Origin of the sequence: Specibacter cremeus (genome assembly GCF_003946885.1) — a bacterium.
Lineage (GTDB): Bacteria > Actinomycetota > Actinomycetes > Actinomycetales > Micrococcaceae > Specibacter > Specibacter cremeus.
The window spans coordinates 1-24,720 of the sequence record NZ_RWKQ01000021.1 but is presented as its reverse complement, the minus strand read 5'-3'; the positions used below and the strand labels follow the sequence as shown (position 1 = coordinate 24,720).

21 protein-coding genes are annotated in these 24,720 nt (G+C 69.0%); 11 read left to right on the top strand and 10 right to left on the bottom strand.

Annotated features, from left to right (window positions below; translation table 11 throughout):
* Positions 1–128: 128 nt before the first annotated feature.
* From rapZ to secG, 8 genes are all read left to right on the top strand, one after another.
* The gene (rapZ, locus tag EJC77_RS09890; protein WP_125612126.1) at positions 129–1,052 is read left to right on the top strand and encodes an RNase adapter RapZ; all 924 of its coding nucleotides are present in this window, start codon (positions 129–131) and stop codon (positions 1,050–1,052) included.
* A gap of 2 nt (positions 1,053–1,054) precedes the next feature.
* Positions 1,055–2,062 carry a gluconeogenesis factor YvcK family protein gene (locus tag EJC77_RS09885; RefSeq protein ID WP_125612124.1) on the top strand — a complete coding sequence of 336 codons (1,008 nt, stop codon included), beginning with the start codon at positions 1,055–1,057 and terminating at the stop codon, positions 2,060–2,062.
* A gap of 22 nt (positions 2,063–2,084) precedes the next feature.
* Complete coding sequence (gene whiA / locus EJC77_RS09880; protein ID WP_125612122.1) at positions 2,085–3,065, top strand: DNA-binding protein WhiA; 981 nt, start codon at positions 2,085–2,087, stop codon at positions 3,063–3,065.
* A gap of 102 nt (positions 3,066–3,167) precedes the next feature.
* Positions 3,168–3,791: a superoxide dismutase gene (locus tag EJC77_RS09875; RefSeq protein WP_125612120.1), complete on the top strand. Its 624-nt coding sequence runs from the start codon at positions 3,168–3,170 to the stop codon at positions 3,789–3,791.
* Positions 3,792–4,022: 231 nt separating this feature from the next.
* Positions 4,023–5,033 (top strand): type I glyceraldehyde-3-phosphate dehydrogenase, encoded by a 1,011-nt coding sequence (gene gap, locus EJC77_RS09870; RefSeq protein ID WP_125612118.1) that lies wholly within the window; start codon positions 4,023–4,025, stop codon positions 5,031–5,033.
* Between the two features lie 11 nt (positions 5,034–5,044).
* Positions 5,045–6,283 (top strand): phosphoglycerate kinase, encoded by a 1,239-nt coding sequence (locus EJC77_RS09865; RefSeq protein WP_125612116.1) that lies wholly within the window; start codon positions 5,045–5,047, stop codon positions 6,281–6,283.
* Between the two features lie 87 nt (positions 6,284–6,370).
* The gene (gene tpiA / locus EJC77_RS09860; protein WP_125612114.1) at positions 6,371–7,186 is read left to right on the top strand and encodes a triose-phosphate isomerase; all 816 of its coding nucleotides are present in this window, start codon (positions 6,371–6,373) and stop codon (positions 7,184–7,186) included.
* 48 nt (positions 7,187–7,234) lie between these two features.
* Positions 7,235–7,477, top strand: a complete 243-nt coding sequence (secG, locus tag EJC77_RS09855; protein ID WP_125612112.1) for a preprotein translocase subunit SecG — start codon at positions 7,235–7,237, stop codon at positions 7,475–7,477.
* 69 nt (positions 7,478–7,546) lie between these two features.
* Here secG and pgl read toward each other — a convergent pair whose 3' ends face one another.
* The 6 genes from pgl to tkt all read right to left on the bottom strand — a co-directional run bounded on the left by pgl (position 7,547) and on the right by tkt (position 15,819).
* The gene (pgl, locus tag EJC77_RS09850) at positions 7,547–8,356 is read right to left on the bottom strand and encodes a 6-phosphogluconolactonase (RefSeq protein WP_125612110.1); all 810 of its coding nucleotides are present in this window, start codon (positions 8,354–8,356) and stop codon (positions 7,547–7,549) included.
* Positions 8,353–9,294, bottom strand: coding sequence for a glucose-6-phosphate dehydrogenase assembly protein OpcA (locus EJC77_RS09845; protein WP_125612108.1), 942 nt, complete (start codon positions 9,292–9,294; stop codon positions 8,353–8,355). Before EJC77_RS09845 ends, pgl begins: the two co-directional genes overlap by 4 nt.
* A complete protein-coding gene (gene zwf, locus EJC77_RS09840; protein ID WP_125612106.1) occupies positions 9,291–10,835 on the bottom strand; it encodes a glucose-6-phosphate dehydrogenase in 1,545 nt (514 codons plus the stop codon). The genes EJC77_RS09845 and zwf overlap by 4 nt, the downstream gene beginning before the upstream one ends.
* A 16-nt stretch (positions 10,836–10,851) precedes the next feature.
* Positions 10,852–12,474, bottom strand: a complete 1,623-nt coding sequence (locus EJC77_RS09835) for a glucose-6-phosphate isomerase (protein ID WP_125612104.1) — start codon at positions 12,472–12,474, stop codon at positions 10,852–10,854.
* Positions 12,471–13,592: a transaldolase gene (gene tal / locus EJC77_RS09830; RefSeq protein WP_125612102.1), complete on the bottom strand. Its 1,122-nt coding sequence runs from the start codon at positions 13,590–13,592 to the stop codon at positions 12,471–12,473. Before tal ends, EJC77_RS09835 begins: the two co-directional genes overlap by 4 nt.
* Before the next feature lie 100 nt (positions 13,593–13,692).
* On the bottom strand, positions 13,693–15,819 hold the full coding sequence (gene tkt / locus EJC77_RS09825) for a transketolase (RefSeq protein WP_125612100.1): 2,127 nt from the start codon (positions 15,817–15,819) through the stop codon (positions 13,693–13,695).
* A gap of 301 nt (positions 15,820–16,120) precedes the next feature.
* Here tkt and EJC77_RS09820 point away from each other — a divergent pair, with 301 nt between their 5' ends.
* Positions 16,121–17,092 (top strand): heme o synthase, encoded by a 972-nt coding sequence (locus EJC77_RS09820; RefSeq protein WP_420820314.1) that lies wholly within the window; start codon positions 16,121–16,123, stop codon positions 17,090–17,092.
* 166 nt (positions 17,093–17,258) lie between these two features.
* On the opposite strand, the gene EJC77_RS09815 is transcribed toward EJC77_RS09820, so the two are convergent.
* The 4 genes from EJC77_RS09815 to EJC77_RS09800 form a co-directional block, all read right to left on the bottom strand.
* On the bottom strand, positions 17,259–18,830 hold the full coding sequence (locus EJC77_RS09815) for a thiamine pyrophosphate-binding protein (protein ID WP_125612096.1): 1,572 nt from the start codon (positions 18,828–18,830) through the stop codon (positions 17,259–17,261).
* 21 nt (positions 18,831–18,851) lie between these two features.
* Positions 18,852–20,564, bottom strand: a complete 1,713-nt coding sequence (locus EJC77_RS09810) for an amidohydrolase (protein WP_240630058.1) — start codon at positions 20,562–20,564, stop codon at positions 18,852–18,854.
* Positions 20,557–21,807, bottom strand: a complete 1,251-nt coding sequence (locus EJC77_RS09805) for an aminotransferase-like domain-containing protein (protein ID WP_125612094.1) — start codon at positions 21,805–21,807, stop codon at positions 20,557–20,559. The genes EJC77_RS09810 and EJC77_RS09805 overlap by 8 nt, the downstream gene beginning before the upstream one ends.
* Positions 21,808–21,898: 91 nt before the next feature.
* Positions 21,899–22,543, bottom strand: a complete 645-nt coding sequence (locus EJC77_RS09800; protein ID WP_164520377.1) for a TetR family transcriptional regulator C-terminal domain-containing protein — start codon at positions 22,541–22,543, stop codon at positions 21,899–21,901.
* A gap of 168 nt (positions 22,544–22,711) precedes the next feature.
* Between EJC77_RS09800 and EJC77_RS09795 the strand changes: the two genes are divergently transcribed.
* Positions 22,712–23,674, top strand: a complete 963-nt coding sequence (locus tag EJC77_RS09795) for an ABC transporter substrate-binding protein (RefSeq protein WP_164520376.1) — start codon at positions 22,712–22,714, stop codon at positions 23,672–23,674.
* Entirely contained in the window at positions 23,675–24,577 is a 903-nt protein-coding gene (locus EJC77_RS09790; protein WP_125612088.1) for an amino acid ABC transporter permease, read from the top strand.
* The last annotated feature ends 143 nt before the right edge of the window (positions 24,578–24,720 follow it).

Here is a 24,720-nt window from a genome sequence, read left to right as displayed (position 1 = left end):
GTGGGCCCACGCCCGGGGCCCCGCGTCCACTAGGCTTGAAGGACCGCCGGGCATCCGGCGGCGGGGGCCCGCACCACGCCTCACTCCCACATTTTTCAACGCCACATGTCAAAGAACAGGATGCTGCAATGACCGAGCCCGAACGCACACCGACGGCGGACGCGGCGGAGTTGACCACCGTCAAGCCGGTGGAGTCCGAGCTCCTCGTCGTCACCGGCATGTCCGGGGCCGGGCGCAGCACCGCCGCCAACGCGCTGGAGGACCACGGCTGGTACGTCGTCGAAAACCTGCCACCACAACTGCTCGGCACCCTGGCCGACCTCGTCTCCCGGAGCCCGACCGCGCTGCCGAAGCTGGCAGTCGTCGTCGACGTGCGCAGCAAGGCGCTGTTCGCCGACGTCCGTGAGTCCCTGAACGCGCTCTCCGCCGCGGGCGTCACGTACCGGGTGCTGTTCCTGGACGCCAGCGACGACACGCTCGTGCGCCGGTTCGAGCAGGGCCGCCGGCCGCACCCGCTGCAGGGCGACGGGCGCATCCTGGACGGCATCGCCGCCGAGCGCGTCATCATGACCGACGTGCAGCAGCACGCGGAGATGGTGCTGGACACCTCGGATTTGAACGTGCACGAACTGGCCTCCGCCGTCACCGAGCTGTTCTCCGAGTCCGGCCCCGTGATCCTGAACCTCACCGTCATGAGCTTCGGGTTCAAGTACGGGGTCCCCGTGGATGCCAACTTCGTCGCCGACGTCCGCTTCATCCCCAACCCGCACTGGATCCCGCAGCTGCGCCCGTTCACGGGCCTCGACGCGGTCGTCAGCGACTTCGTGCTCAAGGACAGCGGTGCCGCCGAGTTCGTGGACCGGTACGTGCACGCCCTCGAGCCCGTCCTCGAGGGCTACCGGCGCGAAAACAAGCACTACGCCACCATCGCCGTCGGCTGCACCGGCGGCAAGCACCGCTCCGTCGCCGTCGCCGTCGAGCTGGCCAAACGGCTGGGCCAGCTGCCGCGCGTGACGGCCAGCACCCGCCACCGCGACCTGGGCCGGGAGTAGCCGTGTACACCGGCATCCTCCCGGTGGTCCCGGCAACCGGGCTGCCGGCCTCCGGCGACGCCGACGTCCGGGTCACCGCCCTGGGCGGCGGCCACGGGCTGGCCGCGTCCCTGTCCGCGCTGCGCCTGCTCACCTCCAACCTCACCGCCGTCGTGACGGTGGCGGACGACGGCGGTTCCTCCGGCCGCCTGCGCGACGAGTTGGGCGTCCTGCCGCCCGGTGACCTGCGCATGGCCCTGGCGGCACTGTGCGACGACACCGATTGGGGCCGCACCTGGCGCGATGTCATGCAGCACCGGTTCGCCTCACGGCCCGGCGCCGACGGCTCACTCGACAACCACGCCATGGGCAACCTGCTCATCGTGACGTTGTGGGAATTGCTCGGCGACACGGTGGCCGGACTGCAATGGGCGGGGGCCCTGCTGGGCGCGCGCGGCGTCGTGCTGCCCATGGCCGCCGTGCCGTTGACCATCGAGGGACAGGTGCGTTCGCCCGACGGCAACGGCGGGCACGTGCGGCGTACCATCACGGGCCAGTCGACCTTGGCCGTCGCCGGCGAGGTGGAGAACGTCCGGCTGCTGCCCGAACACGCGCCGGCCTGCCCGGAGGCCGTCACGGCCATCGCGGAGGCCGAGTGGGTGGTCCTGGGCCCCGGCTCCTGGTACACGTCGGTGCTGCCGCACCTGCTGTTGCCGGAACTGCGCCAGGCACTGTGCGGCACCACCGCCCGCCGGCTGCTGACCATGAACCTGGACGTCAACGACAAGGAGGCGCGCGGCATGAGCGCCGCCGACCACCTGCGCGTCATTTCCCGCTATGCGCCGGAGTTCGGGGTCGACGTCGTGCTGGCCGACCCGGCCGGCATCGGTGACGTGGCCGAATTCGAGAAGGCGGCCGGCATGCTCGGCGCCGAGGTCGTATTCGATAAGGTTGGTGGGTTCGGCGGCAAGGCCGTGCATGACCCGTTGCGGCTCGCGGCCGCGTACCGGGACATTTTCGGGGACATCTAAACGTGACAACAAAGGCGGGACCATGGCGCTGACGGCTGCAGTCAAAGAGGAATTGTCCAGGCTGGACACGAAGAAGTCGTCCGTGCGCAAAGCCGAGGTGTCGACGCTGCTGCGCTTCGCCGGCGGGCTGCACATCATCTCCGGGCGCATCGTCATCGAGGCCGAGGTGGACCTGGCCGCGACGGCGCGCCGGCTGCGGGCGACCATCGCCGAGATCTATGGGCACCAGGCCGACATCATCGTCGTGTCCGGCGGGGGCCTGCGTCGCGGCAACCGGTACGTGGTGCGGGTGGTGCGCGACGGCGAGGCGCTGGCCCGCCAGACCGGCCTGCTCGACAACAGGGGGCGGCCCGTGCGCGGGCTGCCGTCCGTCGTCGTCAACGGTTCGGCCGCAGACGCCGAGGCCGTGTGGCGCGGGGCGTTCCTGGCGCACGGGTCGCTGACCGAACCGGGCCGCTCGGCCGCCCTGGAGGTCACCTGCCCCGGGCCGGAGGCCGCGCTGGCCCTGGTCGGCGCCGCACGCCGGCTGGACATCGCCGCCAAGGCCCGGGAGGTGCGCGGCATCGACCGCGTGGTCATCCGCGACGGCGACACCATCGCCGCGCTGCTCACCCGCATGGGAGCCCACGAGACGCTGCTGGCGTGGGAGGAGCGGCGCATGCGCAAGGAGGTCCGCGCCACCGCCAACCGGCTCGCCAACTTCGACGACGCCAACCTGCGCCGCTCCGCGCAGGCCGCGGTGGCGGCCGGGGCCCGGGTCGAGCGGGCCCTGGAAATCCTGGCCGACGATGCCCCGGACCACCTGAAGTACGCCGGGGAACTGCGCGTGGCCCACAAGCAGGCCAGCCTCGATGAACTGGGCCGGCTGGCCGACCCGCCCCTCACCAAGGACGCCATCGCCGGACGGATCCGCCGGCTGTTGGCCATGGCGGACAAGCGTGCCGCCGAGCAGGGCATCCCCGGCACCGAGGCCAGCGTCACGTTCGACATGCTCGATACGTGACGGGCCGCGGCGAAAGGCCGCGCCCCGGACACCTAGTATGAAAGAGTAGAAGCGGGCCCGGACACGTCCGGGCCCGTCCACACGAATTGCTACGGAGGAACCGTGACCAAGTACACCCTTCCAGAGCTCAGCTACGACTATGCTGCCCTGGAGCCGAACATTTCCGCCCGCATCATGGAACTGCATCACGACAAGCACCACGCCGCCTATGTCGCCGGCGCCAACACCGCGCTCGACCAGCTGGCCGAGGCCCGGGAGAAGAACGACTTCGCCAACGTGGCCAAGCACTCCAAGGACCTCGCGTTCAACCTGGGTGGACACACCAACCACTCCATCTTCTGGAACAACCTGTCCCCGGAGGGCGGCGACAAGCCGGAAGGCGAGCTGGCCGCCGCCATCGACGACGCGTTCGGTTCCTTCGACGCGTTCCGCGCCCACTTCACGGCAGCCGCACTGGGCATCCAGGGCTCCGGCTGGGCCCTGCTGTCCTATGAGGGCATCGGCGGCAACATCCTCATCGAGCAGCTGTTCGACCAGCAGGGCAACGTCCCGGTCGCGACCACGCCGCTGCTCATGCTCGACATGTGGGAGCACGCCTTCTACCTGGACTACGTCAACGTCAAGGCCGACTACGTCAAGGCGTTCTGGAACATCGTCAACTGGGCCGACGTCGCCAAGCGCTTCGCCGCCGCCCGGGCGGGTGCCAGCGCCCTGGTGCTGCCTTAACGGCGCGAACGTATTCGTTCCACCATTCGGACGCCCGCACGGCACACTGGCTGTGCGGGCGTCCGGGAACGTAATATAGGTCACGGTGCGAGGGCCCGGGCGGCGAATGCCGATCGGGTTCCACCAAACACATCAATCTCTGCCCAACGGCGTGCGGGAACCTTTCAGCGTTGGCCCCGTGGGAGCCAACCGGACTACGGTGCCCGTCATGGGCACCAAGGAGAGATACAAGTGACAACTCGCATTGGCATCAACGGCTTCGGCCGCATCGGCCGTAATTTCTTCCGCGCCGCCCTCGCCCAGGGCTCCGACCTGGAGATCGTCGCCGTCAACGACCTGACCAGCCCCGAGACCCTGGCCCACCTCCTCAAGTATGACTCCGTCAACGGCCGGCTGTCCGTGAGCGTCGACGTCAAGGAGGGCCACCTGGTGGTCGACGGCCGCACCATCGAGGTACTGGCCGAACGCGATCCGGCCAACCTGCCCTGGGCCAAGCTTGGCGTGGACATCGTGATCGAGTCCACCGGTTTCTTCACGAAGGCCGCCGACGCGCAGAAGCACATCGACGCCGGCGCGAAGAAGGTCATCATCTCCGCCCCCGCCAGCGGCGAGGACATCACCGTCGTCATGGGCGTCAACGACGGCCTGTACGACGCGGCGGCACACCACATCATCTCCAACGCGTCCTGCACCACCAACTGCCTTGGCCCGCTGGCGAAGGTGCTCAACGACAACTTCGGCATCGAACGCGGCCTGATGACGACCATCCACGCCTACACGGCCGACCAGAACCTGCAGGACGGCCCGCACCGCGACCTGCGCCGTGCCCGCGCCGCCGCGCTGAACATGGTGCCCACCTCCACCGGCGCCGCCAAGGCGATCGGCCTGGTCCTGCCCGAGCTGAAGGGCAAGCTGGACGGCTTCGCGATCCGCGTGCCCGTGCCCACCGGCTCCGCCACCGACCTGACCGCCACGCTGTCCCGCGAGGTCACCGCGGCGGAAGTCAACGCCGCATACAAGGCGGCCGCCGAGGAGGGCCCCCTGGCCGGGTACCTGACCTACACGGAAGACCCGATCGTGTCCTCCGACATCGTCGCCGACCCGGCGTCGTCGATCTTCGACTCGGGCCTGACCAAGGTCATCGGCAACCAGGTCAAGGTCGTCTCCTGGTATGACAACGAGTGGGGCTACTCCAACCGCCTCGTCGACCTGGCCACGCTCGTGGCAGGCAAGCTGAACTAGAAAGAAGATAGATGACCCTGCACACCCTGGGCGACCTGCTCGCCGAAGGTGTCCGTGGGCGGCACGTGCTGATCCGCAGCGATCTGAACGTGCCGCTCGACGGCGCCACCGTGACCGACGACGGCCGCATCCGGGCGTCCCTGCCCGTGATCACGGCCCTGGCGGACGCCGGTGCCCGTGTGCTCGTGGCCGCCCACCTGGGCCGGCCGAAGGGCGCGCCGGAACCGAGGTACTCACTGGCCCCGGCGGTCGCCCGGATGGCCGAGCTGGCCCCGGCGCTGTCCGTGACGCGGGCCGCCGACACCACGGGGGAGGACGCGCGGGCCAAGGCCGCCGCGCTGGCCGACGGCGCCGTGCTGGTGCTGGAGAACGTGCGCTTCGACGCCCGGGAGACCAGCAAGGACGACGGCGACCGTGCGGCTTTCGCCGCCGAGCTCGCCGCCCTGACGGGGCGGCGGGGCGCGTACGTGGACGACGCCTTCGGTGCCGTGCACCGCAAGCACGCGTCCGTGTACGACATCGCCAAGGCGCTGCCGTCCTACCAGGGCGACCTGGTCCGGACCGAGCTGGAGGTGTTGCGCAAGCTCACCGGGACGCCGGCCCGCCCGTACGTGGTGGTCCTCGGCGGGTCGAAGGTCTCGGACAAGCTGGCCGTGATCGACAACCTGATCGGCAAGGCGGACACCATCCTGGTGGGCGGGGGCATGCTGTTCACGTTCCTGGCCGCGCAGGGCCACCCCGTCGGCGCCTCCTTGTTGGAGACCGACCAGATCCCGGTCGTGCGGGACTACCTGGACCGGGCGGCCGCGGCCGGCACCACGTTCGTGCTGCCCACCGACATCGTCGTGGCCGCCACGTTCGCCGCCGACGCGGCGCACGAGGTGGTGGCCGCCGACGCGATCGAGGCCGGCCGTTTCGGGGCGACCGGGCTGGGCCTGGACATCGGACCGCTGTCCGGGGCGGCGTTCGCCGACGCCGTCAAGGGTGCCGGCACCGTGTTCTGGAACGGCCCCATGGGCGTGTTCGAATTCCCCGCGTTCGCCGAGGGCACCCGTGCGGTGGCCGCGGCGTTGGCGCAGAACACCGCCAACGGCGGGTTCACCGTCGTCGGCGGCGGTGACTCCGCCGCCGCGGTGCGCACGCTCGGTTTCGACGATGCGGCGTTCGGCCACATCTCCACCGGCGGCGGCGCCAGCCTCGAGTTCCTCGAGGGCAAGACGCTGCCCGGCCTGGCGGCGCTGGATCGCTAGCGGCCGCACGGCACCCTCCGCGGGCCCGGCCGAACGCGGCCGGGCCCGCGTCATTCTTTGCAGATGCACGCCAACCAAGAGAGAACCATGACGACCTCGACCAACGGACAGTTCGACCGCACGCCGCTGATTGCCGGCAACTGGAAGATGAACATGGACCACGTGCAGGGCATCACGCTGCTGCAGAAGCTGGCGTGGACGCTGTCCGACGCCCGGCACGATTTCACCCGTGTCGAGGTGGCCGTGTTCCCCCCGTTCACCGACATCCGCGGCGTCCAGACGCTCGTCGCCGGTGACAAGCTCAAGCTCGTCTATGGCGCCCAGGACCTGTCCGACCAGGATGCCGGCGCCTACACGGGCGACATCTCCGGGGCGTTCCTGGCCAAGCTGGGCTGCCGCTACGTGCTGATCGGCCACAGCGAACGGCGCAGCATCCACGGCGAATCCGATGAACTGCTGGCCGCGAAGGTGGCCGCCGCGTTCCGGCACGGGCTGATCCCGGTGCTGTGCGCCGGCGAGGGCCTGGCGGTGCGCCAGGCCGGCAACCATGTCGAGCACACGCTCGGACAGGTCCGCGCCGGCGTCGCCGGGCTGTCCGCGGAGCAGGCGGCGGAGCTGGTCATCGCGTACGAACCGGTTTGGGCGATCGGCACCGGCGAGGTGGCCGGCCCGGCCGACGCGCAGGAGATGAGTGCCGCCATCCGCGCGGAGCTGGCCGAACGGTTCGGCGCCGACACGGCCGCGCGGACGCGGCTGCTGTATGGTGGATCGGTGAAGGCGTCCAACGCCGCCGCAATCCTCGCCGAGCGGGACGTGGACGGCGTCCTTGTCGGGGGCGCCAGCCTGGACGCGGGCGAATTCGCGAACATCGCCAACTTCGAAAAGCACCTGGTCACCGGCTAGACTCGAAAACGGACCCGTTCCAACACCCCCTTCGCTGAAAGGCCGTACGTGCAAGTTCTCCAAATTAGCCTGCAGATCCTGCTTGGCATCACCAGCTTGCTGCTGACGCTGCTGATCCTGCTCCACAAGGGCCGTGGCGGCGGATTGTCGGACATGTTCGGCGGCGGCATGAGCTCGTCGCTGGGCTCCTCGGGCGTGGCGGAACGCAACCTCAACCGGTTCACCGTGGTGTTGGGCGTCGTGTGGGGCCTGGTCATCGTCGGACTCGGCCTGATCATGACCTACTCCTGATCAAGACGTACACCGTGGAGGGCCCGTCCCGGCAGGATGCCGGGACGGGCCCTGTTCCGTTTGGGCGTGCTACTCCTTCTCGCCCCGGATGAGGTCCGCCGGCAGTTCCGCGGCCGCGTCCTGGTCGATGAGCCACAACGTCTTCACCCGCCCGCGCGCCCCCGACGCCGGCACCTGGACCGGGTTTGCCCCGGCCAGCCCGAGTCCCACGGCGGCGGCCTTGTCGCTGCCGGCCGCCACGAGCCAGATCTCCTCGGCGGAGTTGATGGTCTCCAACGTCAGGGAGACGCGCGACGGCGGCGGCTTGGGCGAGTCGGTCACGCCCACCACGGGCGCGCCCTCGGCCCGGATGCCGGCCATCTCGGGGAACAGCGACGCGATGTGGGCGTCCGGTCCGATGCCGAGCAACAGCACGTCGAAGCGCGGCACGGCCGGCACCTGCTCGCCGGGAGCGTCGTCGTCGTTTTCCCATTCGCGCCGCGCCGCGGCGGCGAGCCGGCCGGCATAGTCGGAGACGGCGTCGGACAGGTCCGGGATCACATCGGCGGCCGCCATGGCGTGCACGCGCGCAGGATCGACGTCCACGTGGTCCAGCAGCGCGGCCGCCGCCTGGCCGGCGTTCCGGTCGGGCGAGTCGGCGGCAACGAACCGCTCGTCACTCCACCAGAAGTTCACCCTCGACCAGTCGACGGCGAGCCGGGCCGGGGACTGCGCCACGGCCGACAACGCGGCGATGCCGACGCTGCCGCCCGTGAGCACCACGGTCGCCTCGCCACGCTCACCCTGCACATCCAGCAGGCGCGTGATGAGCCGGGAGGCCGTGGCGGCGGCCAGCACGTCGAACGAGGGATGGATGGTGATGCGCGTGTTGCCGGTCATGACCGGACCACCTCTTCGTCGATGAACAGCCGGCGCAGGCCGGCCGTGATGACCTCCCCGAAGACCTCGTCGGGATCCAGCCGGCGCAATTCCTCGGCCAGGCAGTCCTGCAGGGTCCGCCGCGGCAGCGAGATCCGCTGGTCCGGCTGGCCCGGCTGGGTCAGCACGGCCTCGACCGTGCCGGGCCGGAACAACTCCACCTTGCCGCTGGCACGGGCCATGACGACGCGGCGGATGCCGGTGCCGGCCGGGTCCTCGATGACCGTGATGGGTGCCCCGAGCGCCTTGTGCAGCCAGGCGGCCAGCAACAGCGTGCTGGGGGAGTCCGGGGCGCCCTCCACGGTCAGGGCCTCGATGGGGTCGTCGCCCTCGAGCTGGTCGAGTGCGGCGGCGAGCTGGATGCGCCAGTTCGTCAGCCGCGTCCACGCCAGGTCGGTGTCGCCGGCCGCGTACGTGGCGCCGATGTGGCGCAGTGCCGCCGCCGGGTCCGCCTCGTTGGCGGAGTCCGTGATGCGCCGGTGCGCGATCCTGCCGATGGAGCTGCGGCTGGCCGCGGCCGGCATGCCGTGCGGCCACCAGGCCACGATCGGGGCGTCGGGCAGCAGCAGTGCCGAGATGATCGACTCGCTGTCGTCGGCCAGGTCGCCGTAGCCGCGCAACACGATGACCTCTGAGGCGCCGGCGTCCCCGCCCACCCGGATCTGTCCGTCCAGGCGGGTCGCGGCCTCCGGGTTGCCCCGGGCGAGCACGATGATCCGGCACGGGTGCTCCCGGCTGGCCAGGTTGGCCGCCGCGATGGCGTCCTCCTCCAGCCCGTCCGTCGTGATGACCACCAGGGTCAGCACGCGGCCCAGGGTGACGACGCCGCCCTGTTCGCGCAACTTCACGATGCGCTTGGTCACCTTCGAGGTGGTGGTGTTGGGTAGGTCCACTATCACGGGCGCCGCCACGTCCTTCCGTCTCGCTTCAACAAATCGTCGGCCGACGCCGGGCCCCAGCTGCCGGGGGCATAGCCTTCCGGCTGGGTGCCCTGGGCGGCCCAGAACTCCTCGAACGGGTCAAGGATCTTCCACGACAGTTCCACCTCCTGGTGGCGCGGGAACAGGGGCGGCTCGCCCAGCAGGACGTCCAGGACCAGCCGCTCATAGGCCTCCGGGCTGGACTCGGTGAAGGCGTGCCCGTAGCCGAAGTCCATGGTCACGTCGCGCACCTCCATCTGCGTGCCCGGGACCTTGGAACCGAACCGGATCGTCACGCCCTCATCCGGCTGGACGCGGATCACCACGGCGTTCTGGCCGAAGTCGTCCTCGCCGTGGTCGGTGAACAGCAGGTTGGGGGCGCGTTTGAACACGACGGCGATCTCCGTCACCCGCCGGCCCAGCCGCTTGCCGGCGCGCAGGTAGAACGGCACGCCGCTCCAGCGCCGGGTGTGGATGTCGAGCCGGACGGCCGCGTACGTCTCGGTCGTGGAGTCGGCCGGGATGCCTTCCTCCTCGAGGTAGCCGAGCACCTGCTCCCCGCCCTGCCAGCCGCCCTGGAACTGGCCGCGCGCCGAATGCCGGGACAGGTCCGCCGGCAGCTTCACGGCGGCCAGCACCTTTTCCTTCTCGGCGCGCAGGTCCTGGGCGTTGAACGAGATGGGCTCCTCCATGGCCGTCAGCGCCACCAGCTGCAGCAGGTGGTTCTGGATGACGTCGCGGGCGGCGCCCACGCCGTCGTAGTAGCCGGCCCGGCCGCCCGTGCCGATGTCCTCGGCCATGGTGATCTGCACATGGTCCACGTAGTTGGCGTTCCACAGCGGTTCGAAGAACTGGTTGGCGAAGCGCAGCGCCAGGATGTTCTGGACCGTCTCCTTGCCCAGGTAGTGGTCGATCCGGAACACCGAGTCGGCCGGGAACACGGATTCGACGATGTCGTTGAGCTTGCGCGCCGACGCCAGGTTGTGGCCGAACGGCTTCTCGATGACCACGCGCCGCCAGCTGTCGTCCACGGACTGGGCCAGGCCGTGGTCGGAGAGCTGGCGGCAGACCAGCTCGAACGCCTTCGGCGGGATCGACAGGTAGAACGCGTGGTTGCCGCGCGTGCCGCGCTGCTCGTCCAGTTTCGCGAGCACGTCCTTGAGGCGCTCGAAGGCGTCGCCGTCGTCGAACTCGCCCTGCACGAACCGGATGCCCTCGGAAAGCTGGTGCCACACGGTCTCGTCGAACGGGGTGCGGCAGTGCGCCATCACCGACGCCCTGACCTCGGCGGCGAAGTCCTCGTCGTCCCACTGGCGCCGGGCGAAGCCGACCAGGGCAAAGCTGGGCGGCAGCAGGCCCCGGTTGGCCAGGTCGTACACGGCGGGCATGAGTTTCTTGCGGGACAGGTCGCCGGTGACGCCGAAAAGCACCAGCGACGACGGACCCGCCACCCGGGACAGCCTGCGGTCGCGGCTGTCCCGGAGCGGGTTGGCATGATTGCCGGGGAAAGAATCGGCCATCGTCGTCAACCGTTCCTTACGCGTTGGGGCGGACGCCCAGGGCGGCCACCGCGGCGGAGAGTTGGGCGACGCCGGCGGCCGTGTCGGCCAGGTGCAGGCGCAGCACGGGGCGGCCGTGGCCGGCCAGCACCTGCGCGTCGCCGGCGGCCTGGGCCGCGATCAGCTCACCGAACGTGAACGGCCGGTCCGGGATGGCCAGGTCCTCCGTGGGTGTGCCGGTGACCTGCAGGAACACGCCGATCGCCGGGCCGCCCTTGTGGAATTGGCCCGTCGAGTGCAGGAACCGCGGCCCCCAGCCGAACGTGACGGGGCGACCCGTCGTGGCGGCCAGGTCGTCGCGCACGCCGGCCAGCGGCGCGTGCGTGAGCCGGTCCAGGTAGGCCTGGACGCTGAGGTAGCCGTCGGTGCCGAGATGTGCGAGCAGCGCCCGCAGTGCCTCCGTGACGGTGGCCGCGTCACCCAGCCAGTCGCCGCCGCGGACCTCGATCGACCCGTCGGTGAACGCGGCCGCCGTGGGGGCCGGTGTCTCGTCCAGCAGGCCGCGCGCCGCGGCCTTCGCGGCCTCGACGTCGGGCTGGTCGAACGGGTTGATGCCCAGCAGCCGCCCGGCCACGGCCGTCGCGACCTCCCACAGCAGCATCTGGCCGCCCAGGCCGCCGGACACGACCACCTCGTTGGCGGCCGGCTCGATCTCGGCGTCCGCGGCGACGAGCCGCACGACGAGCACGTCGGCGGCACCGGAGGTCGTCTCCGGCGCGGCCGGGCCGGCGACGACCGGCAGCACGCCGGTGCCCAGCTTGCCGGTCGATTCGGCGATGAGCTGCTCGGCCCAGTCGGCGAACCCGACGATGCCCGAGCCGTCGTCGACGATCACGATCTTGTTGCGCAGCGGGGCGGTGCCGCCCAGGGCCGCGCCCAGGGCGAGGCCGATGTTGTCCGCGGCATCCTCGCGCAGGAACTCGGCGGCCTCCTCGGCCTCGTCCAGCAGCGCCTGGATGTCCGCACCGGCCAGGCCGGAGGGGACCAGCCCGAACGCGGTCAGGGCCGAGTACCGGCCGCCGACGTGCGGGTCGGCGTTGAACACCTTCCGGTACCCGGCCGCGCGCGCGGCCGCATCCAGCGGCGAGCCCGGGTCGGTGACGACGACGATGCGCGCCTTGGCGTCGATCCCCGCGGCGGTGAACTCCTGCTCGAAGATGCGCCGCTGCGAGTCGGTCTCCAGCGTCGACCCCGACTTCGAGGAGACGACGACGGCGGTGCGCGCCAGCCGGTCCGTGACGGCCGCACGCACCTGCTCCGGGTCGGTGCTGTCCAGGACGGTCAGTTCGACGCCGGCCGTTGCGGTGATGACCTCCGGGGCCAGCGAGGACCCGCCCATGCCGCACAGCACGATGTGCGTGACGCCCTCGGCCGCGAACTCGGCCCGCAGTGCCGCGATCTCGGTGACCAGCGGGGCGGAGACGGCGGGCGCCTCGACCCAGCCGAGCCGGATGGCCGACTCGGACTCGGCGTCCGGGCCCCACAGGGTGGCGTCCTTGTCGAACAGGCGCGAGGCGAACCGGTCGGCGACGAGCGTGTCCAGGTGCAGCTCACCGGCGGCCAGCGCCGCGCCGGTGGCCTGGAACGCGAGCCCGCTCACGCCCGCGCCCCGGCCGCGTCCAGGGCCTCCTGCACATGGTCGAGCAGGTCCTTCCAGCTGGCCACGAACTTGTCCAGGCCCTCCGATTCGAGCGTGGCCACGACGTCGTTGTAGGACACGCCCAGCGCCTCGAGCTTGTCCAGCACGGCGTTGGACTCGGTGTAGCTGGCCGTGATGGTGTCGCCGGTGACCTCGGCGTGGTCGAACGTGGCGTTGAGGGTCTTCTCCGGCATGGTGTTGACCACGTTGGTGGCGACCAGGCCCGTCACGTAGAGGGTGTCGGGGTAGGCCGGGTTCTTGACACCGGTCGAGGCCCACAGCGGGCGCTGCGGGAGTGCGCCGGCCTCGGCCAGCAGCGCCCAGCGCTCGGTGCCGAACTGCTGCTCGAACGCCTGGTAGGCGAGCCGTGCGTTGGCCAGTCCGGCCAGGCCCTTGAGCTCCTTGGCCTCATCCGTGCCCAGGACGTCGAGGCGGGCGTCGATTTCGGTGTCGACGCGGGAGACGAAGAACGAGGCGACCGAGTGGATCGTCGACAGGTCGTGGCCGTTGGCCTTGGCCTGTTCCAGCCCGGCCATGAACGCGTTGATGACGGCGCGGTAGCGCTCGAGCGAGAAGATCAGCGTGACGTTGACGCTGATGCCCGCGCCCAGCGTCGCCGTGATGGCCGGCAGGCCCTCGAGCGTGGCCGGGATCTTGATGAAGACGTTGTCGCGGCCGACCTTCGCGTGCAACCGCTTGGCCTCGGCGATGGTTCCCTCGGTGTCCCAGGCCTTGCGCGGGTCGACCTCGATGGAGACGCGGCCGTCCACGCCCTTGGTGGCCGCGGCGATCGGGGCGAACAGGTCGCAGCCGGCGGCGACATCCGCCGTCGTGATCTCAAAGACGACATGTTCGGCGTCGACGCCGTGCGCGGAGTAGTCGGCCAGTTCCGTCTTGTAGTCGTCGCCCTTGGTGATGGCGGCCTCGAAGATGGACGGGTTGGTCGTGACGCCGACGACGTTCTTTTCGGCGATCAGCCGGGCCAGGCTGCCGGAGGCCAGGCGGGCCCGGGACAGGTCGTCGAGCCAGATGGAAACGCCGGCGGCGCTCAACGCGGCGGTGGGTGAAAGCGAACTCATGGAATGCTCCTCGACTTGGTGGGGCGGCGGTGCCCGCATGGCGGATCCGGCCGCGGTGTGCATGGCCTGCCGTCCGGGAACGGACGGCAGGCCGGGGGTGCTAGACGGATGCAGCGGCCAGCGACTCCTTGGCGGCGGCGGTGACGGCCTCGGCGGTGATGCCGAACTCGGTGAACAGGCGTTTGTAGTCGGCGGAGGCGCCGAAGTGTTCCAGCGACACGCTGCGGCCGGCGTCGCCGACGAACTCGCGCCAGCCCAGGGCCAGCCCGGCCTCCACGGACACGCGCGCCCTGACGGCGGCGGGCAGCACGGATTCCCGGTAGACGGCATCCTGGGCGTTGAACCATTCCACGCACGGCATGGACACGACGCGGGTGGCGATGCCTTCCGCCTGCAGGGCCTCGCGTGCCTCGACGGCCAGCTGGACCTCGGAGCCGGTCGCGAGCAGGATGACCTGTGGGGTCACCACCTGTCCTCCGGCGACGGCCTCGGCCAGCACGTAGCCGCCCTTGGCGACGCCGTCGGTGGAGGCGAACTCGGTGACCGTGGCCGCGCCGTCGCCGCGGGCGTAGGTCGGGATGTTCTGGCGGGTCAGCACGATGCCGGCCGGGTGGTCGGTGATCTCCAGGATCGCCTTCCACGCGGCGGACACCTCGTTGGCGTCGCCGGGGCGGACCACGTCGAGGTGCGGGATGGCGCGCAGCGAGGCGAGCTGCTCCACCGGCTGGTGGGTGGGGCCGTCCTCGCCCAGGCCGATGGAGTCGTGCGTCCACACGTACACGGACCGCACGCCCATGAGGGCGGAGAGCCGGATGGCCGGACGCTGGTAGTCGCTGAAGATCAGGAACGTGCCGGAGTAGGCGCGGGTGGGGCCGCCCAGGTGGATGCCGTTGACGATGGCCGCGGCCGCGTGCTCGCGGATGCCGAAGTGCAGCACTCGGCCGTAGGGTCCGCCGGACCATGTGTCGGTCTGCTTGCCGGCCGGGACGAACGAGCCGAAGCCCTCGATGGTCGTGTTGTTGGACCCGGCCAGATCGCACGAGCCGCCCCACAGTTCGGGCAGTTCGGGGCCGACGGCGTTGAGCACCTTGCCGGAGGCGACGCGCGTGGACACGGCCTTGCCGGCCTCGAACTCGGGCAGCGACTTCTCCCAACCGGCCGGCAGTTCGCGCTTGGAGATGCGGTCGAACAGGGCGGCGGTATCCGGGTTGGCGTTCTTCCAGGCCGCCAGGTCGCGGTCCCAGTCGGCGTGCGCCGCGGCGCCGCGCTCGACGACCTTGCGGGCGTGGGCAAGCACGGCGGGGTCGACGGCGAAGTGTTTCCCCGGGTCGAAACCGAGCGCCTCCTTCAGTCCGGCGACCTCGGTGGCGCCCAGCGCGGAGCCGTGGATGGCGCCGGTGTTCTGCTTCTTCGGGGACGGGTAGCCGATGATGGTGCGCAGCGAGATGATCGAGGGCTTGGACGTCTCCGCCTGGGCCGCCTTCAGCGCCGTGTACAGTTCGGCCACGTCCTCGACGTATTCGCCCGTCTTCGTCCAGTCGACCCGCTGCACGTGCCAGCCGTACGCCTCGTAGCGTTCCAGCACGTCCTCGGAGAAGGCGATGTTCGTGTCGTCCTCGATCGAGATGTGGTTCGAGTCGTACAGCACCACCATGTTGCCCAGCTCCTGGTGGCCGGCCAGCGACGACGCCTCGCTCGTCACGCCTTCCTGCAGGTCGCCGTCGGAGGCGATGACCCAGACGGTGTGGTCGAAGGGGCTGGTGCCGGGGGCGGCGTCGGGATCCATGAGCCCGCGCATGCGCCGCTGCGAGTAGGCGAAGCCGACGGCGGACGCCAGGCCCTGCCCGAGCGGGCCGGTGGTGATCTCCACGCCCTTGGTGTGCTTGTACTCCGGGTGTCCGGGGGTCAGCGAGCCCCACGTGCGCAGCGCTTCCAGGTCGGAGAGCTCCAGGCCGTACCCCGACAGGAACAGCTGGATGTACAACGTCAGCGACGTGTGCCCGGGGGAGAGGATGAAGCGGTCACGTCCGGCCCACTCCGGGTCGGACGGATCGATGCGCATGAGCTTCTGGAACAAGAGGTAGGCGGCGGGGGCCAACGACATGGCCGTGCCGGGGTGGCCGTTGCCAACCTTCTCGACGGCGTCGGCGGCCAACACGCGAACCGTGTCAACGGCGCGCCGGTCCTCGTCGGTCCAGGTGAAGAACGTTGAATCCGATTGTGACACTTTGGGGGTCCCTCTCGTCGGGTGCCTGAATCTGGGCGTCTGGCTCTCCTTGCCAGCTTAGTCCCCAACCCCTTGGGCGCCGCGAAACGACGGGGGAGCAGGCCATTCACATTGCCGTCACGTGCGTGAACACTTGATCAATTTTCCGCCAGGTTGGGACGGGGGCTTGACGAATGTCCCGACATGCCCCTTCGACCGTGGCCGGGTATGATATTGAGCGGGCTTGTCCGGACACTCGCACGTCGGCGACTGGCCCGCCGGCACGGACCCAACGACTAGAACCCCCAACGACTAGAACATGGTGACTTTCCACGTGAGCGCAACGCATATCCCGATCGCCGGAGCCGACCCCGGGTCCTCCCTTCCCGGGGGGGCGCTGGGGTTCTCCGCCAAGGCCAAGGGGTATCTGGCCCTGACCAAGCCCCGGGTCGTGGAATTGCTGCTCGTCACCACGCTGCCGACCATGTTCTTCGCCCAGCGGGGCCTGCCGTCGGTGTGGCTGATGGTTGTCACGATGGTCGGCGGCGCGTTGGCCGCGGGAGCCTCGGGCGCGTTCAACTGCTACATCGACCGGGACATCGACAAAGTCATGCACCGCACGTCCAACCGGCCCCTGGTCACGGGTGTCCTCACCCCGCGCGAGGCCCTGGTCTTCTCGTGGGTGTTGACGGTTCTCTCGGTGGCCATCCTGTGGCTGGCCAACCCGCTGACGGCCGTCCTCGGCGCCGTCGCCATCTTCCTGTACGTGGTCGTGTATTCGCTGATCCTCAAGCGCCGCACGTCGCAGAACATCGTGTGGGGCGGGGCGGCCGGCTGCATGCCGGTGCTGATCGCGTGGGCGGCCGTGACGAACACGGTCGAATGGCCCGCCGTCGTCCTGTTCATGATCATCTTCCTGTGGACGCCGCCGCACTACTGGCCGCTGTCGATGCGCTACAGCGACGACTACAACGCCGCCAACGTGCCCATGCTCGGCGCCGTGGCCGGGTCGCAGAAGGTCGCCCAGCAGGTCGTGCTGTATTCGTGGGCCATGATCGCCTGTTCGCTGCTGCTGGTCCCGCTCGGCCACGCCGGCATCGTGTACACGGCCGTCGCCGTCGTGGCCGGCGCCTGGTTCCTGTTCGAGGCGCACAAGCTGTACAACACCGCCCGCCGCGACGAGGTGACCAAGAAGGGCGCCATGATGGTGTTCCACGGCTCCATCACGTACCTGACGCTGCTGTTCCTGGCCCTGGCCGTCGACCCGTTCATCGGCTCGCCCCTGATGGGCTAGGATCCCTCCCAACGCAGAGCTTTCCCAACGCACGACGGCGGCGACCCACCTTCCAAAGGTGGGTCGCCGCCGTCGTCGGTTCTCTGTCGTGGGTGCTCTGCACGTGGTGGGTGGCCGATGGTGTGTCACCGGCGCTCCCGGGTGTGCTGATGCTCATGTCGCGTTCCTAGGTCGTCGTTTCAGGGGAGATGGCGGCGTCGAATAGGCCGACCGGCACGTGCAACAGCTGCAGCCCCCGGCTGTGCATGGCCTTCTTGAGCGTCGGCGCAAAATCCGCGGCGCCTGCCACCTCGTGGCCGGTGCCGCCGAACGCCGTGGCCAGGGCGGCCCAGTCGGGCTGCGCCAGGTCCACGCCCACGGGGGCGATGCCGCGGTCGGCCTCGTTGGCGCGGATTTCCGCGTAGCCGCCGTTGTCGACGCACACGACGACGAGGTCGAGACGCTGTTCGACGGCGGTGATGAGCTCCTGCACGGCGAACATGAGCGCGCCGTCACCCAGGATGCACACGACCGGGCGGTCCGGGGCGGCGATCTTGGCGCCAATGGATGCCGGCAGCCCGTAGCCCAAGGTTGCGTACGCGGGCGTGTAGAGCAGCGAGTGGGGGAGGTCCTGTGGAATGAAGGACGCGGTGCCCAGGTAGGTGATCTGGGAGGAATCGCCGCCCACGATGGTGCCGGCCGGCAGCACCGACGCCGCAGCGTCGGCGATGCGGCTCAGCCCGGGCGACAAGGCCCATGCCTGCCGGCGAAGGCTGTCGCGGACGGATCCGACGTCGGCCTTGGTGCGGTCCAACGGGCCGAGCGCGGTGACAAGTTGCGGTACGACGACGGCGGCGTCACCGATGAGCGCCACGTCCGAGCGCACGTTCTTGTGGGCCTGGGACGGGAGAATGTCGGCGCGCACCACCGATCCGCGCGGGGTGAGGCGTCCGCCCCACAGCTCGGACTCGCCCACCTTGGAGCCGATGATGAGCAGCACGTCGGCGTCGTTGCAGAGGTCCTGGGCCGCGGGCAACCGGATGTCGGAGCCCAGCGACAGCGGGTGGCTTTCGGGCAGGGCGCCCTTGCCGTTGAGCGTGGTGACGACCGGTGCCTGCAGCAGTTCCGCCAGCGCGGCGGGGACGGCGGCTTGCCCGGCGCGGACGGGTTTGGCCTCGAGCAGGTCCTCCGGGCAGTCCGAGGGGCCTTCGAGGACGTTCAGCGGCACTTCGATGTGGACCGGGCGCGGACGCCCGTAGCGGAACATGTCGAAGGCGTCATGGACGGCGTGGACGGCCTCCGTGGCCGAATGGACCCGGCGGCTCCACTCGACAATGGCACCCGCCGCCGCCGTCGAATCCTTCGTCTCGTGCAGCGATCCGATGTCCGCGAATTCCTCCCCCTCGGGAACGCCGGGGGAGAGGATGATCAGCGGGCGGGACTCGCAATACGCGGTGCCCGCCGCAGAGAGGGCGTTGAGCAGGCCGGGGCCGGAGGTGGTGATGACGACGCCGGGCAGTCCGGTCTGTTGGGCCCAGCCGTCGGCGCCGTAGCCGGCGCCCTGCTCGTGGCGGGTGGTCACCGGCCGGATTCCCAGCGGTACCAGATGCCGGTAGAACTCCAGGTTGTGGGTGCCCGGGATGCCGAAGATCGCATCCACGCCGTAGTTTCGGAGCGTTTTGAGGATGGCGTAGCCGGCATTGTCCTCGATGGGTGCGGCGGGCGACGTGGTTGGGGATTCTGTCAGATGGGTCTGCACAGCGGTTCTCCTGTCAGGAAGTCACGGGGTCAAGGTCGGACGGGGGGTCCGTCGGGCGGTGTCCGCGGTGTACTGGCAGACGCCGTCAACCCAGGTTTCGAGCACGTCGATGGCCGCGATGTGCTGGGGCTCGCAGGCCAGGGGATCCCGACCAAGGACGGCGAAATCCGCGCGCTTGCCGGGTGCCAGGGAGCCGAGGTCGTCCTCGCGGCCCAGCGCCGTGGCCGCGTTGATGGTGTGGGCTTCCAACGCGGTCCGTGCCGTGATGCGCAGACTGTCCGCGCCCAGGCGGCGTCCGCTGCGGGTCACCCGGGTCACGGCGGCCTGGATGGCTTTCAGGGGGCGGGGAGCCGCCACCGGCGCATCCGAGCTGATCGTGACCGGCACCCCGGCTTCGACGAATTCGCCGAGCGGGTTGAAACGCTCCCCCGGCGTTCCAATCGCGGCGGTGACGCCCTCACCCCAGTTGTAGTAGTGCTGCGGCTGATTGACCGGGTAGATGCCGGCGACGGCCATCCGCCGTATCTGCCCGGGCGTGGGCAGCCCGCAGTGTTCAATCCGGTGCCGGGCATCGGCATCCGGCCGCGCGGCCTGGGCCGATTCGATCGCGTCGATGACCATTTCCAGCGCGGTGGGCGACTGGGCATGGGTTGCGGTCTGCAGGCCAACGGCATGCGCCTTGCGGATGAGCTCCTTGTACGCGGCGGGCTCGTGGTAGAGCTGGCCCGTGCGGCAGGGGTCCCCCACATAGCCGTCCGGGAAGTAGGCCGTCCAGCCGCCCAGGGTGCCGTCGGCGTAGAACTTGATCCCGGCAAAACTCAGGCGCGCGTTGCCGAACTGGCCATGCAGGCCCATGTCCAGGGCGTCGTCGAGCAGGTGTGAGAGCAGGTACATGCTGACGCGGACCTTGAGCTGGTTCTTCGCCGCCAGCTGCAGGTACATGTCGAATTCGCGCCGCGACACCTGGGCGTCCCCGATGCCGGTGACCCCGCCGGCCAGGAAGTTCTCCTGCGCCACCCCGAGCTGGCGCAGGTGCTCCTCCGGCTCGTCGGCGAGGTGGAAGTTGGGACCATGATGGCCGATCTTCACGCCCTCAAGGCCGGTCAGGATGTTGCAGGCGGCATCGGAGAGCTCGCCCGTCAGCTCCCCTGCCTGGTCACGGAAAAACTCGCCGCCCCGGGGGTTAGGCGTGTCGCGGGAAATACCGTGCAAATCGAACGTGAAGGAGTTCACCACACCGCCGTGGCCGGAGGCGTTCATCAGATAGACCTCCCGGTCCGTCGCCACGCCATCCAGCTCAAACCGGGTGGGATGGCGGCCCTCGACCAGGTTGCGGTGCTCGTAGCCGTAGCCGCGCACGGGAAGGCCGTTCGGGATCCGCTCGGCCGCTGCCTTGAGCAGTGCCACGATCTCGGGGATGCCGGCGGCCTTGGCCGGCCCGCAATCCACCCAGCTCATCATCTGCCCGAGCATCAGCGGGTGGGCGTGCGCGTCGATGAACCCGGGCACAATCGTCACGGCGCCGAAGTCCCGCACGTCAGGCTCCGGGCCACCCAGGGCCGCGGCTGCGGCACGGCAGGTGTCCAGGCTTCCGACCACAGCGATTTCGGGGCCGGCCAGCAGGAAGGCCTCGGCCGTCGGCCGGGCCGGATCCATGGTGTGGATCGTCTCCGCCGTGACGACGGTGAGGCGGTGCCCGTACGGGCGGCTTTCAAAGGTGGTCAGCTTACGCAAGGTCTTCTCCTTTGGATGATGACGGGGCGGGCGGCAATGCCGCTGCCGCGGCACCGAGCCGGCGGATACCCTCCACCAGCGTTTTCTCGGTCTCGAAGGAGAAGGCCACCCGCAGTAGGTTTGCACCCGCCGGTTCGGCGAAGAAGGCGCTGCCGGGGACGAAGACCACGCCGGCGTCGATCGCCGGCTGCAGCAGCGCATCCACGGACCGCCCAGCGGGAAGGGCGACCCAGGTGAAGAACCCGCCTGCAGGCCTGGTCCAGCTGGACCCCTGCGGCATATGGACTTCCAGTGCATCCATCACGGCGGCACACCTGCGGGCGTAGGTGGAGCAGGCATCCCGGACGTGGGCGCGCCAGTCGAACCCGGAGATATAGCTCTGCACCAGCATCTGGCTGAGCACCGACGGGCAAATGGTGGTGGCTTCGGCGGCGAGCTGGAGGCGTTTGCGCACCTCGGTGGGCGCGAGGACCCAGCCGATCCGCAGGCCGGGGGAGAAGATCTTGGAGAACGAGCCCAGATAGAAGACGTTGTCCGGGTCCAGGGAATGCAGGGCAGCCTGAGCCGAGCCGTCGAAGCTCAGCAAGCCGTAGGGGTTGTCCTCCACGATGGCGATTCCCTCGGTGCGGCAGATGGCGACGATCTCCGGGCGGCGCTCTGCGGCCAGGCTAATGCCGGATGGGTTGTTGAAGTTCGGGATGGTGTAGAGGAACTTGATCGTCCTGCCTTGTGCCTTCAGTGCCCCGATGGCGTCCTGGAGCCCGGACGGGATCAGCCCCAACTCGTCGATGGGCACCTGCACGACGTCCGCCTGGAGACCTTCGAAGGTGCCCAGTGCCCCGACGTAGGTGGGTCCCTCGGCCAGGACCACGTCCCCGGGGTTGCAGAAGAGTTTGGTCACCAGCTCCAGTGCCATCTGGGAGCCGGAGGTGATCTGCACGTTCTCCGGCTGGGCGGAAATCCCTTCCAGGGCCATGATCTGGCAGACCAGTTCCTGCAGTTCCGGGGTGCCGGCCCCGGATCCGTACTGCAGGGCCTCCTCGCCGCGGTCCTTGATGATGTGGCGCGCCATCTCCGCTATCCGGTCCAAGGGCAGGCCGGTGAGGTCCGGGTTGCCTCCGGCCAGGGAGATCATGTTGGGTCGCATGGACACCTCAAAGACCTCACGGACCGGCGAGGGGTGGTACCCGTCGGCCCGGTCCGCGAAGCGGGCCGTGTGCAGGGATTCGGTGATGATACTCATGGTGTCCTTCGGATCGTTTGGCGGTGCGGCGTTCTTTCGGGCGGCGGGGGTGATCGCAACGGCCAAGGGGTGGCGCCTGTCACGGCACTGTTCACGGCACCGGGGGCCGGCTGCCTCGTTTGCGGTGCACGAAGTCGGCCTCGTCGATCCCGAATTCGTGGGCGGCGAAGCGCTGTAGTGTTTCGATCATCGTTTGCGGGCTGTGGTCGTAGATGCCGTTCAGTGTCTGGATGGCGAGTCCGTCGATGACGGCCAGCAGCAGGGTGGCCAGCGCCTCGGCATCGTGGAAGGGGTGGATCAGCCCTTCGGACACCGCTTCCTCCAGGGTCTGCACAAAGATGCCCCGCCAGGCCAGCAGCGCATCCGCAACGTGCCTGCGGATGCCGTCGTCCTTGTGGGCGGCGCTGTAAACCTCGACCCAGAAACCCCACGCCTCCTCGAAGGTGGCTTCACCCTCCACGGCGAAGGTCAGCAGATCGTGCAACCGCTCGAGGGCATTGGTTCCTTCCGAATAGAGCCCCTGCCACTCTTGAACCGACGCATTGGTCCTGAACTCAACAGTGGCCAGAACCAGCCGCTCCCGGGTGCGGAAGTAGTGCTGGATCATGCCGATGCTGAATCCGGTGGAATCCGAGACGGCACCAAAGGAACAGCCTTCCACCCCCGCATGGGCGATGATCCCGGCGGCATGGGCGACGATGGTTTTGCGCCGCTCCGCAATCGCCTCTTCGGTCACGGCGTGCGTTCGCTTCCGGGTCCTCGTCTCCATGGTTCCCCTCTTCCACTAGAAATGTTTGAGCACTGGACACATTCGAACCTACCCCTTGACAGTGTTGGCTGTCACACAAATAATAAGTTGCACATATTATTTTTACAAGTCCATCCTTCGCCAACTGGAGACGCGATGACCAAGAGCACCCTGCTGACCAAATCCTGCCTTTTAGCGGTCTCTGCACTGCTGATCGCTGCTTCTACGGGCTGCACCAATTCCGAGACCCCGGCATCGGCGGCCAACGCGTCCGGGGCGTCGAAGCCGGCGCTGGGGGAGGGTGGCCACCAGGCGGCCGAGGCGGTGAAGTCCGACACCAAGGTCCAGGACCTGCTGCCCGCCGACATGAAGTCCAAGGGCAGCATGCAACTGGTGACGGACCCGACGTACGCGCCGATCGACTTCACTGACAACACCGGCAAGATCATCGGCCTGGAACCGGACATGGCACTGGCGGTGGCCAACAAGATGGGCATCAAGATCGACATCACCAAGGGCGACTTCAACGGCATCCTCGCCGGGATCCAGTCCAAGCGCTATGACGCCTCCTGGGCCGCCTTCTCCATCACCCCCAAGCGGACGGCCGTGGTGGACATGGTCAGCTTCATGCAGGGCGGAACATCGGTGATGGTGAAGAAGGGCAACGAGGGCAGCTACCACACGGTGCTCGATCTGTGCGGCAAGACGGTGACCGCGCAAACAGGGACAACCCAGGCCCTCACCGTCCTGCCGAACTTCGAAAAGCAGTGCACCGACGCCGGCAAGGCGGCCATCACCCCGCTGCTGCTGCCCCAGCAGGACAGCGCGAACCAATCCATCGCCTCCAACCGCGCCCAGGCGATGCTGGCGGACAACGCCCTCACCGCCTACTATTCACAGATCCAGCCCGACGCGTTTGCCCAGATCGGTTCGATCCTGGTCGAGCCGTCGCTGGCCGGTGTCGCGATGGCCAAGGGTGACGGCGAGCTGGCGAAGGCGTTCCAGGCCGCCATCCAGTCACTGATCGACGACGGCACCTACGGCAAGATCATGGCCGCCTGGAATCTGACGCCGTCCGCCGTGAAAACGGCACAGATCAACCCCGCGGTGGAGGGCTAAATGAACGACCGCCAATTGCTCAGCCAACCGGACGTCGGGCACGACTTTCTGGCCCTGACCACCAAGCCGGTGCTCCGCCGCCGGCGCCCCGGGCAGATCGTCGCCGTCGTCGTCGTGCTGTTTGCCATCGTCTATGGCGTGTGGACCCTGATCACCAACCCGGGCTTCGGCTGGGTCACGGTGGGAAAGTACTTCCTGGACACCCGGATTCTCGGCGGGCTGCTGATAACGCTGGAACTGACCGTGATCGCCATGGTGATCGGCTTCGTCGTCGGCCTGGTGGTGGCGGTGATGCGGATGTCGGACAACTGGCTGCTGCGCGGAGTGTCCGGGGCCTACATTTGGTTCTTCCGGGGGACACCGCTTCTGGTCCAGCTGCTGTTCTGGGGCTTTTCTGCCGTCCTGTTTCCGAAAATCGGGCTTGGCATCCCCTGGGGACCCACCTTTGTCGAGTGGAACACCAACGACGTTATCTCGCTGTTTGGTGCCGCAATTTTGGGCCCTGGGCTGAACGAGGGCGCCTACATGGCCGAGATCGTGCGGGCCGGGCTGCTCAGTGTCCCGGCCGGACAATCGGAGGCATCACGCTCCATGGGCTTCAGCCAGCTGCACACGCTGCGCTTCGTGGTCATTCCGCAGGCCATGAAAGTGATCATCCCCCCGGTGGGCAATGAAGTCATTTCGATGCTGAAAACCACCTCTCTGGTCATTGTCATCGGTGTGGGGGACCTGTTGTATAACACCCAGCAGATTTACGCACAGAACCTGCAACAGATTCCTTTGCTGATCGTCGCCAGCATCTGGTACATCCTGCTGACCTCCATCCTGACCCTGGCGCAGACACGTCTGGAAAAGAAGTATTCCAAGGGCAACGCCCTCCTGCTCGGAAAGGCCCAGCGCTGATGTCGGACGTGAAATTCCTGAACGTGCACAAGAACTTCGGCCACGTCGAGGTCCTGAAGGCAGGGCCCCGGCAAAGTCGTGTTTCACGAGGTCAGCAGCAAGTTGACAGGGCGTTGAGGATCGCGGGCGTGGTGTCGTAGGGC

Coding starts and splice junctions, on each gene's coding strand:
- rapZ (WP_125612126.1), top strand. CDS start 129: ATGACCGAGCCCGAACGCACACCGACGGCGGACGCGGCGGAGTTGACC.
- whiA (WP_125612122.1), top strand. CDS start 2,085: ATGGCGCTGACGGCTGCAGTCAAAGAGGAATTGTCCAGGCTGGACACG.
- EJC77_RS09865 (WP_125612116.1), top strand. CDS start 5,045: ATGACCCTGCACACCCTGGGCGACCTGCTCGCCGAAGGTGTCCGTGGG.
- tpiA (WP_125612114.1), top strand. CDS start 6,371: ATGACGACCTCGACCAACGGACAGTTCGACCGCACGCCGCTGATTGCC.
- pgl (WP_125612110.1), bottom strand. CDS start 8,356: ATGACCGGCAACACGCGCATCACCATCCATCCCTCGTTCGACGTGCTG.
- zwf (WP_125612106.1), bottom strand. CDS start 10,835: ATGGCCGATTCTTTCCCCGGCAATCATGCCAACCCGCTCCGGGACAGC.
- tal (WP_125612102.1), bottom strand. CDS start 13,592: ATGAGTTCGCTTTCACCCACCGCCGCGTTGAGCGCCGCCGGCGTTTCC.
- EJC77_RS09805 (WP_125612094.1), bottom strand. CDS start 21,807: ATGAGTATCATCACCGAATCCCTGCACACGGCCCGCTTCGCGGACCGG.
- EJC77_RS09795 (WP_164520376.1), top strand. CDS start 22,712: ATGACCAAGAGCACCCTGCTGACCAAATCCTGCCTTTTAGCGGTCTCT.
- EJC77_RS09790 (WP_125612088.1), top strand. CDS start 23,675: ATGAACGACCGCCAATTGCTCAGCCAACCGGACGTCGGGCACGACTTT.